Origin of the sequence: Paenibacillus tarimensis, assembly GCF_021532315.1 — a bacterium.
Taxonomy (GTDB): domain Bacteria; phylum Bacillota; class Bacilli; order Paenibacillales; family Paenibacillaceae; genus Paenibacillus_I; species Paenibacillus_I tarimensis.
On the sequence record NZ_JAKGAO010000012.1, the window covers coordinates 88227 to 105234 of the forward strand.

Sequence of the window (17008 nt, forward strand, 5' to 3'; positions counted from 1 at the left end):
GCCTCCATTGTTTCCTATTTCGGCCTGTTCATACGCGGGAGCAGATGTTACGGGAGCGAGGGGTTAATCAGGCAGCGACCGCTTCGTAATTTCGATCAGCTTCAGCTTGTTGTCCTCCACACGCTTAATTTCGAAATGCAGATGCTGATACTCAAAGGTATCCCCTTCATTCGGTATCCGCCCCATTTCTTTATAAATAAAGCCTGCCAGCACAATCTCGTCCTCCGGCAGCTTGGTGTGGAACAGCTCATTCATCCGCCGGATATTCAGCTTGCCATGACAGATCAGCTTGCTGTCTGTCAGCTCGTCAATGAGCACCTCTTCGTCGCGGTCTGTCTCATCTTCAATCTCTTGTCCAAGCATGGCTTCTATTATATCCTCATGGGATACAATTCCGAGTGTGCCGCCGTATTCGTCAATGACTATGGCAAGATGGCGTTTCTCCTTCAGCATCATCTTGAATAGCTTCTCAATTGACAGAGTTTCGCTGACGAAGAGCGGCTCCTTATCTGTGAAGTCCTCCAGGGACTTCTCCGGGAGCATGGACCAGTTCAACAGCATCTTTGAATGAAACACACCTACGATATTATCCATGCTTTCCTTGTAAACCGGATAGCGGGAATAATGGTTTTCCAGCACAATATCCCTTGCCTCCTCATAAGAGGCATCCACGGCCATTCCCACAATGTCCATCCGGTGGGTCTTCAGCGCATCTCTTACATCCAGCGTAAAGAAGTCAAGCGCGCCCTTCATCCGCTGAGTCTCTTCATCCTTGAAGGTTCCTTCAGTCGTTGCAATATCGACGAGAGTGAGCAGCTCCTCCTTTGATATACTGGCCGACTGCACCTGCCCCTTTGACAGTATTCTAATAATAATGCTCGTAAAGCCTGTAACCAAGATTGTGAGCGGCTTGAGCACGATGATCAGAAGTCTTATAACCGGCATGACCAGATACGCAATCTTTTCCGAGAAGGTCGCGGCAATTGACTTCGGCAGAACTTCAGCGAAGATAATAAGGAACACGGTGAGAATCCCCGTTGCCAGCCCAATATTGATCCCATAATCGATGGCGATCAGCGTTACCAGTGTCGGCAGCATAATGTTGGCTACATTATTGCCGATCAGGATTCCTGTGAGCAGCTCGTCAGGCTTTGACACCAGTTTCAGGAGCTTCTTCGCTTTCTCGTCGTCATTCTCTGCCCTGGATTGAAGCTTCGTCTTATTTACCGCCGTCAGAGCAGTCTCGCTGCCTGAGAGGAAAAATGACATCAGCATGAAAAACAAAATGGCAAATAACACTAGCCTTCCTCCCGACTTATGTATGATCCACTTCCTATGTATCACTCTTTATTATAGTTAATTTCGTGATGAATCGCCAGTAAGCCGGACTCCCCGCCAGATTCATCCGGCCTTCTTATCATTAACACGTTCGCCCTGTATCCAAGCAGCTATCGCCTTCTGGAAACCCTAACCAAAAATAATACTCATCTGCCGGCATACTTGTACATAAAATGGGGGTATTACATCGATCCGACGGAGGAGCCATGAACCAGTTTTTATCCTTATCCGCAGCAGCCGCTGCCTGTACAATAGCCGGTGCAATGCCCGCTCTTCTGATCCGTTCACTGACACACCGGGTCAAAGACATCCTTCTTGCGTTCTCAGCCGGAATCATGGTAGCTGCCTCCACATACGGCCTGCTCCCTTCTGCCTTGAAGCTCTCCAACTTCTATACGCTGACAATCGGCATTCTGCTCGGCACCCTTCTCTTGACCGCCATGGAACGGCTTATTCCACACACCGATCCAACGCATACAACAGAACTCCATGCACGGGAACAGGGTAATCATCAGCTTCTGGTGCTGGCAATGCTCCTGCACAATCTCCCGGAGGGATTGTCAACAGGCATCAGTCTGGCCAGCAGCAATCAGGAGCTTGGACGTATCGTAACCTTTGCTATGGGTCTGCAAAATATACCCGAAGGCTTCCTGATCGCCTTGTTTCTCGTTACCCAGAGCAGTAAGCTGTCCCGCACATTAGCCAGCATTCTGATGGTTGCCTTGGCTGAATGGTCGGCAAGCTTGCTTGGTTATCTGTTTGGCCTGGAACTCCAATTCCTGGTCCCGTACGGACTCGCCTTCGCAGGTGGAGCTATGCTGTATGTAGTATACAAAGAGCTCATTCCCGAAAGCCACGGGGATGGGCACGAAATCCCTTCCACCTTCGCATTCATTATCGGGACTCTTCTCATGATCGGGTTAACGGAATGGCTGGGATAAGCTCTGGCCGCTACAGGGATTAGGCCAGGTCTAAGAATGGTTAAGAGATGTAGTAACCATTCATTGGCAAAGGAGTGTTAAGATGAAAGCTGTTACGTATCAGGGACCACACAACGTTAAAGTAAAAGAGGTAGAGGACCCTACGATTCAGAAGCAGGACGATATCATTGTAAGAATTACCAGCACAGCGATATGCGGCTCTGACCTTCATCTGTACACCGGCGAGATGCCCCGGCTTCCGCATGGATTTGTGATCGGACACGAGCCAATGGGGATTGTCGAAGAAGTAGGCCCGGACGTTACACGGGTTAAGCGCGGCGACAGAGTCGTGCTGCCTTTCAACGTATCCTGCGGCCAATGCTTCTACTGTACACACAATCTGGAGAGCCAATGTGACAACAGCAACGATCATCACGATACCGGCGCTTACTTCGGATATACGGAAAAATACGGGGACTACATGGGCGGGCAGGCCGAGCTGCTTCGTGTTCCATACGGCAACTTCATGCCGTTCATTATTCCCGAGAATTCCGAGCTTGAGGATGAACAGATTCTGTTCCTCTCTGATATTATGCCTACCGCTTATTGGAGCGTGGATAACGCCGGTGTGAAGCCCGGTGATACTGTCATCGTGCTCGGCTGCGGCCCTGTTGGCTTGCTGACGCAAAAATTCGCATGGCTGAAGGGTGCGAGCCGCGTTATAGCGGTCGACCATGTCGACTACAGGCTTGCCCATGCTAAGAGGACCAATAATGTAGAGACCTACAATTTTGAGAAGGTGGATGACATTGAGGGTTTCCTGAAGGACGCTACAGAGGGCGGGGCTGATGTGGTAATCGATTGCGTGGGCCTTGACGCGAAGAAAACCGTTGCAGAAAAGGTGCAGACGGCACTGAAGCTGCAGGGCGGCTCCAAGTCAGCCTTGGAAACGGGAGTCGAAGTCGTCCGCAAAGGCGGAACACTTCAGGTGACAGGCGTTTATGGCCTGCGCTACAATACGTTCCCGTTTGGCAGAATGTTTGAGAAAAATCTCAACGTGAAGCTTGGACAGGCTCCCGTGATCCACTATATGCCAGAGCTTTATAAGATGATCAAGGAAGGAACAGTTGACCCGACGGACATCATTACCCACCGTCTACCGCTTGACGATGCGGAACACGGCTACAAAATATTCAGCGACAAGGAAGAGGATTGCATCAAGGTTATTCTAAAAAACTAGCTTCCATACAAACAGGCCGTCTCTACACCTTCTGCAGCGTGATCTAGACGGCCTGTTTGATGTCCAACCGCCGGATTTACTCTTGTACGCACCTGCCATGTCCGGTATATTATAAACCATGCAAACAGGTTTTAGGGAGGTAGGATAACTTACTATGGATACGGCGGCAAGGAGCTCACTTACGGAGCTTGACCAGCCCGCAGCCGGTGCCGGCTTTTGGCAGGGGGTTAAGGATTGTGTCCCCACACTGCTCGGCTATCTGAGCATCGGATTTGCCTGTGGGGTGGTGGGCAAGACAGCTGGACTCAGTACAGCTGAAATCGTGTTATTATCTATTTTTCTCTACGCAGGCTCCGCGCAGTTTATTGTAGCAGGAATGATTGCTGCGGGAGGGACCGTTTATTCCATTATCGTAACCGTATTGTTCGTCAACATCCGCCATCTTCTGCTAAGCGCTGCAATTTCGCCTTACTTCCGGGGCTTTCCCTGGTGGAAAAATGTGCTCATCGGCTCCCAATTGACCGACGAAACCTTCGGCGTGGCAGTGAACCGGCTTAGCACGGATTGGAAGCACCGGGACAAGTGGATGTTTGGCCTTAACATTACGGCTCATATCAACTGGATTGCCGCTACCTTTGCGGGTGCCTACTTCGGAGCCTGGATTCCAGACCCGGACCGTTACGGCCTTAGCTTTGCCCTGCCTGCCATGTTTATCGGCCTGCTCGTTCTGCAGATGGCACACCGCCAACAGATCCGGACTGATCTTGCTGTGGCGGGGGCTGCTGTTGTGCTGTTCCTGCTTGCCTTCACAGTTATGTCCGTCAACCTGGCGGTTCTTACAGCTATTATGGGTGCCGCGTGCATCGGGATGGTGATCGAACATGGAAATCAGAGCTGAGTTCTGGCTGTTGCTTCTAGGCGTATCGCTCGTCACTCTGCTTCCGCGTGTGCTTCCGCTCGTCACCTTAAACCGGATGCAGATGCCGGAATGGATGCTGCGATTCCTTCGTCATATCCCCGTTGCCGTCATGGCCGCCCTGCTGGCGCAGAGTCTGCTCACCGAAGGCGAGGAGCTCATCCCCTTGTCGGTGAACACCAATCTGATCGCTTTCGTCCCAACGGCTGCCGTGGCCTTCTTCACCCGCAGCCTGCTTGCCACGGTCATCGCGGGTATCGGTTCCATGCTGGTCATCCAGCTATTTCTCTAGCCTTTGACTAGCAAGCTTATGCTTCTCCGGCCAGCTGGCATTCGTCGCAAATACCGTAAACCTCAAAACGGTGACTGACGATTTTGAAGCTGCCGGGGAGCTGCAGCTTCTGGTCCATCGGGCAGTACTCAAAGGAAATGGTCTTCTCGCAGTTCAGACAGATCAAGTGATGATGATGATGGCTGATACAGCTGCCCTTAAACTTCAGCCCGCCCTCCATAAAGTAAAACTGTTCAAGCGCCCCCATCTCGCTCAGCATGCGCAAATTACGGTACACCGTATCAAAGCTGACGCCGGGATATTTGTCCCGCATCAGATCATAAACATCCTTAGGCGAAAGAAATGCATCCGTATCCGAGAAAATTCTCGCAAGCGTGCGGCGCTGGTCCGTTATCCGCATGCCGCTTCTCGACATAATCGCTATAATTTCGGCTTCCTTGTCATGATTGTCGTGATCGTGCTTATGATCTTCCATTATCGGCTCCCCTTTAGTAATAAGCGTATACAGCTTCCATTGTGGAGAAGTGGCAGACAGTTGTCAAGAAAACGTGCAGCCTCACAAGGCAAAAAGACCCCTGCTCCACTTATCGTGAAGCAAGGGGTCTAATTATAGACAGGATGCAAATTACTTGCTGAGAATGTCAGTCAGCACCGGCACGATTTGCGACTTCCGGGAAACAACACCCTTCAGGATCGCACGGTTGTTTTCAAGCTTAACATTGTAAGCCCGCTCAACCGCCTCCGCCGATTTACCTACCGCGATGCCTACCGAGTCATTGTTCAAAATGTCGGTAACCACGAACAGGAAGAGGTCCAGCCCCTTCTCGGCTACAATTGCATTCAATGCGTCTTCTACCTCACCCTGACGGCCAAGCACATCATTCACATCGACAGCGTTAACCTGCGCGATTTCAACCTTGGCTCCGCCCATCTGGAACTCCTTGGAGTCCAGGGAGATCAGCTCGGCAACGGTCTTCTGGCTCAGGTCAGCACCAGCCTTCAGCATTTCAAGGCCATAGCTGTCCGCATCGACACCAGCGATCTGTGCCAGCTCACGCGCTGCTGCAACATCCTGCTCCGTACAGGTCGGCGATTTGAAGAGCAGGGAATCGGAGATGATAGCCGACAGCATCAAGCCTGCGATTTCCTTACGGATCTCTACGCCGTTCTCCTTGTACATCTTGTTCAGAATAGTAGCTGTACAGCCAACCGGCTCTGCACGGTAATAGAGCGGTCCGCTTGTCTCAAAGTTCGCAATCCGGTGATGGTCAATAACTTCGATTACCCGGACCTGGTCAATATCATTAGCGCTTTGCTGGCGTTCATTGTGGTCAACGAGGATAACTTCCTTCGCTTCACCTGCTACGTTCTCTACAAGACGCGGTGCTTCTACATTAAACTTGTCGAGAGCGAATTGTGTTTCTGAGTTTACGCTGCCAAGGCGCACAGCTTCTACCTTATGGCCCAGGCTTGTCTTGAGTGCCGCGTAAGCAATTGCCGAACAAATCGTATCAGTATCTGGATTTTTATGCCCGAAAATAAGTACGTTTTCCATCATCGAACTCCTCTGCGTTAATTTGACGAGAAAAGTATACCTTAGAATGTTTATTATAATCAAGATTTACGCGGAAACTCTTAACAATAGGCTAATTCATTTTTATATAACGTTCCGAAAGGATCTGACGATGATGAAGCTCATGGCCGGCCATTATGTATGCGAGAGCCCTGACTGTTACCGGATAATTGTTCGCTGTCCCGCTGCAGTTCCACTGATGCTCCCTCAAGCCTTCTAGGAGACTGATTGTCGACCGGCGGACATGTGTAAACTCCTCTGCAAGCGCCGCTAGCGGCCTGTCGTTAAAATGCGAGCTGAGAACGTAGTCATCCTGATCGTAACCCACGAGCGGTGTCTTATCTCCTCTTGATATTCTTAACAGACGGTAAGCCATAATCCTCTCATTATCTATGATGTGACCGATGAGCTCCTTGATCGTCCACTTGCCAGGCGCATACCGGTACTCTCCATCCTCTTCACTGAAACTGTTAAAAAGCTCCGCAGCATCAGCTGAGTTCAGCTTAACAATTTCGACGATCGGCCCGTCCGGCACCTTGTCGATATAGGTTTGATAAAAGGGAGCATATTCATCCATGCCAGGTCTTTTTAACACAATAATCCCTCCTAAAGGAAGCCTAAACCGAAATTTATGTCGATTTATGACTATAAATATTATAAGATAAGGAAAAGCAATAGATAGAAACCTGGGGCGGTGCAGCAAGTTATGACTTTCAAAAAAGTAACGATTACATCTCTGTTAACTGTTATTCTAATTCTAATTCTAAATGACGTGATTTACTATTATTCGGTACGCAATTCCCTGAATGACAGTTTGGCCAGACGAATGATCTCCCTGTCCGAACAAATCAAGCTCAGTGTTGACCATGTCGAATATGCCTACTCCGTAACGGACGAGCTGATGGCCGAGAAGCTCAGAGCGGCCAGTATCGCCATACAGAACAGTCTGCCGCCAGACTACAAAGATGTGGAGAATGAGCACCTGGTCAGGCTGCGCAACGAACTTGGGATCAGCGATATTGCGCTCTTTACCCCCAAAGGCGATGACATGGTGGTTGTACGCTCATCTGACCCGAAGGAGCTAAACATGGGCTCCAAGACATGGGGAGATTATTTTACCGCCTTTAACCAGCTGTGGAATCTCGAGCCTGTTACAGTCAAGTCGGGTCTGGCCATGAAGAATTTCTGGGCCGGCAAGCTCTCCGGTTCGGCTTCCAATCCAAGCTCACTGAAGAATAAATACGGATATTATTATGACGGCACAACTAATTATATCATCAATCCGTATATTGACAGCACTTATATTCAGCGCGTGGAAGCGAATGCCGGCGTGGATACCATCATCCAGAATACATTGTCCAAAAATCCCGAGCTTCTCGAAATAACAGGGTATAATCCCCGGACATTCAGCTATGCGGATGATGACCCTAGATTATTCACCGAGACAGACGGCAAGCGGAACCCAAGATACTCCGAGCGTAAAATCGTCTTTGGCTCCTACAACTATCCTGATGAAGACGATATCAGGCATGTGGAGGCCGCCGCAGCGTCCGGCACAATCGTAACGGATACCGGTACCATTAACGGCCATAATGTTCTTAAAGTTTTTTACCCGGTTACGGAGGATATTGTCCAGTTTCCTTATGTCATCAGCCTCACCAGCAGTCTGGATGAAGTCAGCGGCGAGCTGAACAAGCAGCTTCTCTTCTTCATAGCTGTTATCGTTCTTGTTACACTCGTCAGTATAGTGGGCGTGTATATTATTTTCCGCTATATGAACCAGACAAAGAACGAGGTCGCTCAGGCCGTACAGGAAAACTATACGAATGAGATGAACAACCTGGTCGTCGCATTCCGAGGCCAGCATCACGATTTCAATAATCATCTGAACACCATTAAAGCTTTCATGGATCTGGACCGTTACGCGAACGCCAAGCAGTACCTGGATGAGCTGGTCGGCGAAACCAAGCTTCTGCAAGATATGATTGAGGTAGGTCATCCGGCGATAGCATCCCTGCTGCATGCCAAGGTCACGCAAGCTATATCCAGAAAAATTCGTTTCACCTATGATTTTGAATCTGTCGGGAAGCTTGATTTGGTGGGGATGAAATCTGTCGATATTGTGAAAATAATAGGCAATCTTGTCGACAATGCATTTGACGAAGTAAGCAAGCTGAATGCCGACAACCGCCGTGTACATGTTGCTTGCTACACCGATCAAGGCCGCATCAAGTTTAAGGTGTCCAATTCGCTTAGCAGACCTCTGAATAATGAAGAGCTGGAACGCATGTTTGACAGCGGCTATAGCAGCAAGACAACCGGCGAACACAAGGGCCTGGGGCTTGCAATTGTGAAGGAAAGAGTCTTGACATACAGAGGCAACATTACAGTAACGATAGAAGAAGACCAGATTATTTTCCACGTGGATCTACCGGCAGCCTCTTAGGGGAACAAGTAGAATGGCCATGATGGATAAACAAAGAGGGGTTGAGCCCACCCAGGCTCAACCCCTCTTCTTATAAACTATTCCCGCCACTCAATTCCGTACTCGAAGGCACCCAAATCAGGGAGATCGTTTGCCGCCAAACCTACCCGCGTACCTTTGTTCCGGTAATGGCTCTTTTCATTCAGGTACAGAAACTCTCTTGACTTTACATCCGTATTCTTGAACATTGCCTGGTCAAGTCCAAGGTTCCAGCTGTTATAGCTGTCGCTAACGTTATCGGCAAGCTTTACGCCACCGGTTCCCGCAGAGATTGAATTGCGGATCACATCATTATTCTCGAAGCGATAATTATAGGCGTAAGACAATCTGCCCCTATTATTATTGTAAGCTGTCGTGTTCAACAGTGTGTTCCGCTTACTTGCCCCATTCCAGAGGAACCCGGTAGCATAGTTATTGTAAGCCAGCGAGGTCCGGACCGTTACGTTACCGCTCCATCCCCCTGCACCGTGGCCGCCAAGCTTGAAGCCGTTACCGTCTCCTTCGGGATATGGCTTGCCGGAGGCATCAAAACCATTGTTGAACGCTTCACTCTTCGTGACCTGCGAGTCTCCGCCTCCCCAAAAATCCCAACCGTCATCCGAGTTGTTCCAAGCCTTGCAGCGATTGAAAATATTGCTGTGAGCGCCGGATTTGTTAGCAAACCCGTCCGCATGCTCTCCGCCTGTCTTCGCATCATAATTAAAATACGAGTTCACGGCATTAATATAATTATTATAAGCACCGGATTCGATTTGAAGCCCTGTGCCGCCGTTGTGGTGGGTATCGAGCGACTCGATCCGGATGTCGTGCGACTTGTTTTGAATACTGATACCAATTCCAGGAGCTTTGGTAACATTAATCTTGGACACAGTCCAGTAAGCCACGTTGTCGAACCGGAGGGCTTTCGTACCCTCATCTCCGTTATTCGTGTTGGAAGCATCGACGATAACCCGCTCGTTACCATAATTGCGCAGTGTGATCCGCTGTGATGCTGTCCCGCTTACGGTCGGACTAACAGTTCTCTCGAGCCTGTGTGTACCGCCACGAACATATATCGTATCACCCGGTTTAACGAGCTTAACGGCTCTATTAATCGTAGCCAGCGGTCTGTTAACGGATAACCCGTCATTCTTGTCATTGCCGTTAACAGACACATAATAGGATTTGCCAGCACCATAAGTTATGGTTGGCATGGACATCAAGGCGGCTGCCAGCAGGAGCACGCCGATTACAAAACGGTTACTTGTCCTTCTCATTTGCATTAGTACTGCGTATACCTCTCTTTCTCCTGAATGATGCTTTCTGCTAGCATTCTATCAGTTGAATTGTGAAATGTACATCGAATGAGATGACTTTAATAAACATTTAAAGTTTTGCTAAAGATCTTTCATTTTCTCTAGAATGCTTTGTTTTTCTCGATTTTTCTAGGATTCCACTTCTAATTATCGTGACGAATGTTGCAATTTCCAGATGAAAAATGGTTCAAAAGGATCACATCCGGGTAATTACTACCGCCATTCTGCCCCGAATTCGAACGCTCCAAGATCAGGTGCCTTATTCGTGTAAGCCATACCAACTTGTACACCCTTATCAATTAGAGGACTGCTGGATATTAAATAAAGGAAATTTTTGGATTTTGGATCAATGCTCGCAAAACTATTGCCTGCCAGCCCGAGATTCCAGCTGTTGGAAGATTGATTCACATTATCCGCCAGCCTGACGCCTCCTGTTCCGGCCGAAACGCTGTTGCGGATTACATCGCCATTCTCAAACCGGTAATTATAAGCATAGGACAGCTTCCCGCGGTTGTTATTATAGGCGGTAGTGTTATACAGCATATTTTTCATGGTCGCATTATTCCATAGAAAACCGCTGCCGTAATTATTGTAAGCCGCCGAGTTTCTCACCGTATTGCTGCCGCTCCAGCCGCCTGCACTCTGGCCCCCAAGCTTAAAGCCCGTGCCATCACCCTCCGGATAATGGACACCGCTGGCATTATAGCCATTGTTGAACGCTTCACTCTTCGAGATCTGTGAATATCCGCCGCCCCAGAAATCCCAGCCGTCATCCGAATTATTCCAGGCTTTGCAGCGGTTGAATGTATTATTGCGGGCACCGGCTTTATTGGCAAAACCGTCGGCATGCTCACCATATGGCGGGTCGTAGTTAAGATAGGAATTCACGGCATTAATATAGTTGTTGTAAGCGTTGGTTTCCAGCTGCATGCCGGTCCCGCCATTGGAATAGATATCAAGAGAATCAATCCGGTTGTCATGCGCTCCGTTTTGAATACTAATGCCGATACCCGGCGATTTTGTCACATGAATCTTGGAGATTGTCCAATAGGAGACGCCGCTTAACCGGATTGCTTTCGTACCCGCTCTGCCTCCATTCGCGCCTGCTGCATCCACGACTACCCGTTCACCGCCATAGCTTCTTAGCGTAATTCTGCTTGCAGCTGTACCGCTGACAGTAGGATCAATGGTCTTAGTCAGCCTGTACGTTCCGCTCCGCACATAGATCGTATCACCAGGTTTTACAAGGCTGACCGCCTTATTGATGGTGAGCAGCGGATAAGACAAGGATTTCCCACTATTCGAGTCACTGCCGGCTGTACTGACATAGTAGCTCACCCCGCTGCCATGTGAGACCTGCGGGTATAGAGCGGCGGCCAGTACGAGAGCGAGCATGGCAAGCAGAACTTTTACGGCAGCCGGATTGGAAGTGTTAGCAGCAATAATAGCGGGCGAATTTTGGTACAAGCGTTTCAACCCTTTCATTTTGTTTAATATTAGATAGTGATTGTTTTTAAAAGAAGCGGAATGTTAGCGCCATTCCTCTCCGTATTCAAATGCGCCAAGGTCAGGAGCATTCCCGGAGAAGGTTAAGCCGACATTAGTGCCAACACCAATGTATGGACTGTTGGCCGTCAGGTAGAGAAAGTTCTTGGTACCCGGAGTCGTGCTTGCAAAGACAGGGTCCGGCAGCCCAAGGTTCCAGTTATTATGGCTATGATCAACTGTATCAGCCAGACGAACACCGCCCGTGCCTGCTGATATAGAATTTCGGATAATATCGTCATTGCCAAACCGGAAGTTATACGCGTAGCTGAAATTACCCCGGTTATTGTTGTAGGCTGTTGAGTTGTAAACCATGTTCTTAAGGCTCGCATTATTCCAGTCGAATCCGTTAGCCAGATTGTCATATGCAACAGAAGTCCGTATGGTGTTGTTGCCGCTCCAGCCTCCGGCACTGTGACCGCCGAGCTTGAATCCATTACCATCTCCGTTTGGATACGGGTTCCCATTCGCATCCATACCGTTACGGAACGCCTCGCTCTTCGTGATCTGCGATTGTCCTCCGCCCCAGAAATCCCAGCCGTCATCCGAGTTGTTCCAAGCCTTACAGCGGTTGAACGTGTTACGAATGGAGCCCGCTTTCACTGCAAAACCATCCGCATGCTCCCCGCCTGTCGGTTCATCGTAGTTGAAGTAAGAGTTCACGCCATTGATGTAATTATCATAGGAGAAATTCTCAATGCTAAGCCCTGTTCCGCCGTTATTGTAAATATTAAGATCTTCAAAGCGAATATTGTTTGCGTAGTTCAGAATGCCGATACCCATTCCCGGCGAACGGGTTACATTGATTTTAGATATCGTCCAATAAGCAATGTTATCCATTCGGATTACTTTACTGCCGGCCTTGCCTTCATTCACATTAGAGCCGTCGATGATTACTTTCTCACTGCCATAGTTCCGCAATGTTATGCGTGCTGCAGCCGTCCCGCTAACCGTTGGATTAATCGTTTTGGTCGGCTTGTACGTTCCGCCCCGGACAAATATCGTGTCACCTGCCTTAACGACAGATACAGCCTTATTAATTGTCGCAAAAGGTGTTTCCAGGCTGGTGCCGCTATTGCTGTCATCGCCATTCAAGGCTACATAATATAATGTTGGATTACCGTAGGTTTCATTGGGAATAACCGTAATGCCCAGCACGAGGAGCAGAATGGCCGTAACTACGTTCATTTGAGCTTTTCTTCTTCTTTTTGACATTTTACGCACCTCATCGTTTTTGAGCCGATCCCAGCCGGCCGAATTGTTTAGCACTCAAGCAGAATGTTTCTGTGGTTAATCATAAAGCGCAACCATTAGATAATTATAAGTATGAAGTTAGATTAAAACTTGGAAGTGTAGGTAACCATTCCTGATGTATTGGTTCATAATCCCATGATGTGTCACCCTCCCTGACCGCCTCCGCCATAATTTAGACACAAAAAAGCATCTTCATGAGACTATATCGGAAGAGTCATAGACTTTCCGAATATGTCGAATCATGTAGATGCTAAATTGGTTAATATGTCCTGTATAGTAGGTTTCAAGGGTCTATTACCAAGTATTTCTTTAGACACTTGTATTTTTATAGTATAAACCATGGGTCCTATTCTTTTTGCGTTTATGGAAACTAATTCCGGTTAGGGCGAGCAGCAGTACAACCCCGATCAGGTCGGTTATCCAGCTGCCGTGAATTAACACAAGTGCGGCTATAAACGAGACAAGGCGCTCAAGCTTGTTCATTCGTTCCAGTAACCAGCCTTGAATGCAGGCGGCAAGCGCAATAATTCCCACGAGGGCTGTGAGGATGTTAAGAGCAATTGTCCCGATTCCCGCCTCCGGATTTAATAGAAGCAGATTAGGATTGGTCGCGAAAGCAAAGGGAAGGAGCAGCGCGGCCGAGTCGAATTTAAACCCCTGGACACCTGTACGGATAGGATCGGCCTTCGCAATACCTGCCGTAGCATATGCCGGGAGGTTGATCGGAGGCGTATCGTCAGCGAGAATGCCGTAGTACAGAACAAACAAATGTGCTGACAGGACTGGCATATCCAGCCTGATAAGAGCAGGAGCGACCATAGCCGCCAGAATAACATAGGTTGCAGTGGTGGGAAGGCCGAGCCCCAGTATGAGACAAGCGATCACTGTCAGCACAAGTGCCGCATAAAGCTGGATCTCATCGGTATAAGCAGCAGCAAAAGGCGGCACAAGTCCTGCTATATCCTGAGAGAAGCTTATAATGAGCTGCGGAAGCTTGCTTGAGAATCCTGTAAGGTTAACCACACCAATCAATATGCCCGCTGTTGCACAAGCCACAATAACAGCCAGCGCATTCCTTGCGGCAAGCTCAAGTCCGGCGATAAGCTCCTTATAGCCGAATTTGACCGGATCAGCCCAGCTTCCAGCCCGCCTCTGCAGCAGCGCAAACAGTAAGGCAACCGCCGATCCGATAACGATCATAACCGTTATCTCCATCTGCCAGCCAAGCAGCCAATGAAGCGTATAGGCTGCTGCTGCCAGTATACCGGCTAACATCAGCCCAACAGGCAGCCTGCTTCGAAATTGATGGGCTAAGTAAGCGATGACGAGCAGGATGACGGTTGCGTAGAATGCTGCATTGCCCACCGTTTTGCCCTCCGCCAGCAGCCAGACCAGGACAATGACAGGCACAATTAGATAACCTTGGCGCAGTAAAGTCCTTCGTCCCGAAGCGAGCTCCTCCTTCTTCAGACCGAGGATACCGCCTCTGGAAGCTTCGAAGTGAACCATAACGAGAATAGCTATGTAACTCAGTATGGCGGGAATAAAGGCGCTTCGAATGATTTCCGCGTAGGAATGCCCGGTATATTCAATCATCAAGAACGCTGCTGCGCCCATGATCGGAGGCAGAAGCTGCCCGCTCGATGATGCGGCGACCTCAATGCCCCCTGCAACATGCGGCTTGAAGCCAACCTTCTTCATAAGCGGGATCGTAAATGTTCCGGTTGTCACGGCATTGGCCGTAGAGCTGCCTGATATAGAGCCCAGCATGCCGCTGGCCACAACGGCTGCCTTGGCCGGACCGCCCCTATAGCGGCCAAAAGCCCTGAGAGCCAGGTCTATAAACATGCGTCCTGCCCCCGTTGCCTCCAGGACAGCACCGAACAGAATAAAGATGAACACATAGTTGGCTGATACCGACAGCGGCGTTCCGAAAATGCCGCTCGTCGTAAATGACATCTCATAGAAGAAACGCTCGAGCTCTGCTCTGCTGTGCCCGAACGGATATACTAAATATTCACCCAGGAAGAAGTAGGCGATAAATACACCTGCAATGATGACGAGCGGCAATCCTACCACCCTTCTCGTTGCCTCAAGCAGCAGCAGAACCAGCAGCACCGCTGCAGTGTAGTCCAAGCTGTCCATTCGTGCGCTAATGATACTGGCCGACTGCAGATTGATGAATACGTATAAGCCGACGGCTGCCGATGTAATCGCCAGAGCAGTGTCCAGCCATTGGGACCAGCTGTGCCTGCCGCTAGTCGGATATAGAAGGTACACCAGGCACAGTCCCGCGGTCAGATGGATGACCAGATGCGAACGTGTACCGACTCCCGGGAAGTATCCAAACCCAGCCGTGTAAAAATGATAGACGGACAGCAGCACACACAGCACCATGCCCGTCCCAAGCATCAGCCGCTTATTCATCGCATGCTCCCTCCCTTAATCCCCAAGCGGGATCTGTCAGATGCCGAGCAGTTCTTTCCACCTTGCCGGACTGTTGATCCGAAGAATGAGATGTGTACGGGCATAGGGCGGCTCATGAAGACGAACGCTTTTCTCCCGGATATGCAGCGTAAAGGGGTGCAAGTAAGAAGGCTGCATATGAAGCTCGCCCACAGGCTCATACAGATTTTTCATCGTATAATATCCCCCCGCGAGCTCTGTATCGCCCTTGGAGGTGTAGGGAAGCCCCGCGCCAAATGACCGTGTCCTACTCTCAACCGCTACCAGGCCCAATGCCTGATCAGCAGTAAAATATTCGATTACCGGCGACAGCTCTACGGAATGGATATACCGGTAATACAGCTTTTCGCCTTCCTGGATGGAGGTTTGCCAGAGCACCTCGCCTGTTGAAGCTTTGACAATTTCCAGCATACAGCTGGAGCCCGGCTGCATTCCCCATCTGGCAGTTAATACTGCTGCTGTCAAGAGAGCGATAACAGCCGTTATTCTTAAGGGAGTAAAGAGGGCATTGCCGCTCCGCAATCCCCTCTCCCCTTCCTGCCTGTGAGCAAGCCGGCTGTTCATGTCATTTCGTTTCATCGTAATATTTTTGTGCTCCGGGATGGAGATCCACAGATATGCCCTCCAAGGCAGTTTCGCGTGTAATATACCGGCCCGCTTGGTGAGTATCCGCAAAGGTGTTCAGGTTCTCAAACAACCCCTTTGTAATGGCATATACCTGCTCCTCACTCAGCTCGTCACTTGCAATCAGCATTGATTGAACCGTTACGGTTGTTGCATCAGTCTCTGTGCCATATACGTCCTTCGGTATCGTGAACGCCGTATAATACGGGTACTTCTCGGTCAGCTCGCTCACTTTATCCGGTATAATGGAGACAAGCGTAATCGGCCTGGAGACTTTCAACGCCTCAATTGCCGCAGTCGGAGTTCCCGCTGTTATAAAAGCAGCATCTATATTGCCGTCCTGAAGGTTGCCTGCCGCGTCCGAGAAGGCCATATATTCAGCCTTGATATCGTCATAAGTTATGCCGTGCGCCTCAAGAATCTGACGCGCGTTCGCTTCAGCGCCGGACCCTTGGTCGCCTACTGCAACACGCTTGCCGTGGAGATCCTTGACACTAACAATTCCGCTGTCTGCTGCTGCGACAATTTGGATGACCTCGGGGTACAAGGCAGCAACTGCTTTGAACTTGTCAACCTTGCTTTCGAACATCTGCGTGCCTTCAGCGGCATAGTAGGCAATGTCATTCTGGATAAAGGCCAGTTCTCCTTTCCCGTCGTTGACATCATTGACATTGACAACCGATGCGCCGCTTACGACAGCTGTCGCTGTCAAGCCTTCCACATGCTCATTAATGATCTGGGATAAAGCGCCGCCAAGCGGGTAATAGGTCCCTTGTTCACCGCCCGTCAGAACGACCAGATCCTTGCTTCCCTCCCTGCCGCAGGCTGACAAAGCGACAACCGCTGTTAATAGCAGAGTGACCAGAACAATCCGTCTTGCCGCCTTCATCCTCATCCCCATGCTCCATCAATCCCCTCTCTTAACAGAACTCAAGAAACTTTCTTCATAGGTATGTTTCATGCGTTCGTTTTATGAGGCTCTGTAACTATTCAATACAACTTATGTCATAATAACTCTCTGCTGCTGTGCACATAGTAGCAGCCGGACCCTTATACAGCT

The 17008-nt window shown here is 49.6% G+C and carries 15 protein-coding genes; 5 read left to right on the forward strand and 10 right to left on the reverse strand.

What is annotated here, in order from left to right:
• Positions 1-63 precede the first annotated feature (63 nt).
• Positions 64-1299: a hemolysin family protein gene (locus tag L1N82_RS13575; RefSeq protein WP_235287975.1), complete on the reverse strand. Its 1236-nt coding sequence runs from the start codon at positions 1297-1299 to the stop codon at positions 64-66.
• A 245-nt stretch (positions 1300-1544) separates the two neighbouring features.
• On the opposite strand from L1N82_RS13575, the gene L1N82_RS13580 reads away from it, so the two are divergent.
• The 4 genes from L1N82_RS13580 to L1N82_RS13595 all read left to right on the forward strand — a co-directional run bounded on the left by L1N82_RS13580 (position 1545) and on the right by L1N82_RS13595 (position 4706).
• The gene (locus L1N82_RS13580; protein WP_235287976.1) at positions 1545-2279 is read left to right on the forward strand and encodes a ZIP family metal transporter; all 735 of its coding nucleotides are present in this window, start codon (positions 1545-1547) and stop codon (positions 2277-2279) included.
• 82 nt (positions 2280-2361) lie between these two features.
• On the forward strand, positions 2362-3498 hold the full coding sequence (locus L1N82_RS13585) for a zinc-dependent alcohol dehydrogenase (RefSeq protein WP_235287977.1): 1137 nt from the start codon (positions 2362-2364) through the stop codon (positions 3496-3498).
• A 154-nt stretch (positions 3499-3652) separates the two neighbouring features.
• Positions 3653-4396, forward strand: a complete 744-nt coding sequence (locus L1N82_RS13590; protein ID WP_235287978.1) for an AzlC family ABC transporter permease — start codon at positions 3653-3655, stop codon at positions 4394-4396.
• Positions 4380-4706, forward strand: coding sequence for an AzlD domain-containing protein (locus tag L1N82_RS13595; protein ID WP_235287979.1), 327 nt, complete (start codon positions 4380-4382; stop codon positions 4704-4706). The genes L1N82_RS13590 and L1N82_RS13595 overlap by 17 nt, the downstream gene beginning before the upstream one ends.
• 16 nt (positions 4707-4722) lie before the next feature.
• Here the strand turns inward: L1N82_RS13595 and L1N82_RS13600 are convergent, their stop codons facing one another.
• The 3 genes from L1N82_RS13600 to L1N82_RS13610 all read right to left on the reverse strand — a co-directional run bounded on the left by L1N82_RS13600 (position 4723) and on the right by L1N82_RS13610 (position 6874).
• Entirely contained in the window at positions 4723-5181 is a 459-nt protein-coding gene (locus tag L1N82_RS13600; protein WP_235287980.1) for a Fur family transcriptional regulator, read from the reverse strand.
• Positions 5182-5331: 150 nt separating this feature from the next.
• On the reverse strand, positions 5332-6261 hold the full coding sequence (locus L1N82_RS13605) for a manganese-dependent inorganic pyrophosphatase (protein WP_235287981.1): 930 nt from the start codon (positions 6259-6261) through the stop codon (positions 5332-5334).
• Between the two features lie 91 nt (positions 6262-6352).
• Entirely contained in the window at positions 6353-6874 is a 522-nt protein-coding gene (locus L1N82_RS13610; RefSeq protein WP_235287982.1) for a DinB family protein, read from the reverse strand.
• Between the two features lie 99 nt (positions 6875-6973).
• Between L1N82_RS13610 and L1N82_RS23485 the strand changes: the two genes are divergently transcribed.
• Positions 6974-8725 carry a sensor histidine kinase gene (locus tag L1N82_RS23485; protein WP_235287983.1) on the forward strand — a complete coding sequence of 584 codons (1752 nt, stop codon included), beginning with the start codon at positions 6974-6976 and terminating at the stop codon, positions 8723-8725.
• Positions 8726-8802: 77 nt separating this feature from the next.
• On the opposite strand, the gene L1N82_RS13620 is transcribed toward L1N82_RS23485, so the two are convergent.
• The 6 genes from L1N82_RS13620 to L1N82_RS13645 all read right to left on the reverse strand — a co-directional run bounded on the left by L1N82_RS13620 (position 8803) and on the right by L1N82_RS13645 (position 16849).
• Positions 8803-10020, reverse strand: coding sequence for a right-handed parallel beta-helix repeat-containing protein (locus L1N82_RS13620; protein ID WP_235287984.1), 1218 nt, complete (start codon positions 10018-10020; stop codon positions 8803-8805).
• Between the two features lie 252 nt (positions 10021-10272).
• Positions 10273-11544: a right-handed parallel beta-helix repeat-containing protein gene (locus L1N82_RS13625; protein ID WP_235287985.1), complete on the reverse strand. Its 1272-nt coding sequence runs from the start codon at positions 11542-11544 to the stop codon at positions 10273-10275.
• Between the two features lie 45 nt (positions 11545-11589).
• Positions 11590-12792 (reverse strand): right-handed parallel beta-helix repeat-containing protein, encoded by a 1203-nt coding sequence (locus tag L1N82_RS13630; protein WP_235287986.1) that lies wholly within the window; start codon positions 12790-12792, stop codon positions 11590-11592.
• Positions 12793-13167: 375 nt separating this feature from the next.
• Positions 13168-15285, reverse strand: coding sequence for a TRAP transporter permease (locus L1N82_RS13635; protein WP_235287987.1), 2118 nt, complete (start codon positions 15283-15285; stop codon positions 13168-13170).
• A 36-nt stretch (positions 15286-15321) separates the two neighbouring features.
• Positions 15322-15903, reverse strand: coding sequence for a DUF1850 domain-containing protein (locus L1N82_RS13640; protein WP_235287988.1), 582 nt, complete (start codon positions 15901-15903; stop codon positions 15322-15324).
• On the reverse strand, positions 15890-16849 hold the full coding sequence (locus L1N82_RS13645; protein ID WP_235287989.1) for a TAXI family TRAP transporter solute-binding subunit: 960 nt from the start codon (positions 16847-16849) through the stop codon (positions 15890-15892). The genes L1N82_RS13640 and L1N82_RS13645 overlap by 14 nt, the downstream gene beginning before the upstream one ends.
• Positions 16850-17008: the final 159 nt, after the last annotated feature.

Coding starts and splice junctions, on each gene's coding strand:
- L1N82_RS13580 (WP_235287976.1), top strand. CDS start 1,545: ATGAACCAGTTTTTATCCTTATCCGCAGCAGCCGCTGCCTGTACAATA.
- L1N82_RS13585 (WP_235287977.1), top strand. CDS start 2,362: ATGAAAGCTGTTACGTATCAGGGACCACACAACGTTAAAGTAAAAGAG.
- L1N82_RS13590 (WP_235287978.1), top strand. CDS start 3,653: ATGGATACGGCGGCAAGGAGCTCACTTACGGAGCTTGACCAGCCCGCA.
- L1N82_RS13595 (WP_235287979.1), top strand. CDS start 4,380: ATGGAAATCAGAGCTGAGTTCTGGCTGTTGCTTCTAGGCGTATCGCTC.
- L1N82_RS13600 (WP_235287980.1), bottom strand. CDS start 5,181: ATGGAAGATCATAAGCACGATCACGACAATCATGACAAGGAAGCCGAA.
- L1N82_RS13605 (WP_235287981.1), bottom strand. CDS start 6,261: ATGGAAAACGTACTTATTTTCGGGCATAAAAATCCAGATACTGATACG.
- L1N82_RS13620 (WP_235287984.1), bottom strand. CDS start 10,020: ATGAGAAGGACAAGTAACCGTTTTGTAATCGGCGTGCTCCTGCTGGCA.
- L1N82_RS13625 (WP_235287985.1), bottom strand. CDS start 11,544: ATGAAAGGGTTGAAACGCTTGTACCAAAATTCGCCCGCTATTATTGCT.
- L1N82_RS13630 (WP_235287986.1), bottom strand. CDS start 12,792: ATGAACGTAGTTACGGCCATTCTGCTCCTCGTGCTGGGCATTACGGTT.
- L1N82_RS13635 (WP_235287987.1), bottom strand. CDS start 15,285: ATGAATAAGCGGCTGATGCTTGGGACGGGCATGGTGCTGTGTGTGCTG.
- L1N82_RS13640 (WP_235287988.1), bottom strand. CDS start 15,903: ATGAAACGAAATGACATGAACAGCCGGCTTGCTCACAGGCAGGAAGGG.
- L1N82_RS13645 (WP_235287989.1), bottom strand. CDS start 16,849: ATGGGGATGAGGATGAAGGCGGCAAGACGGATTGTTCTGGTCACTCTG.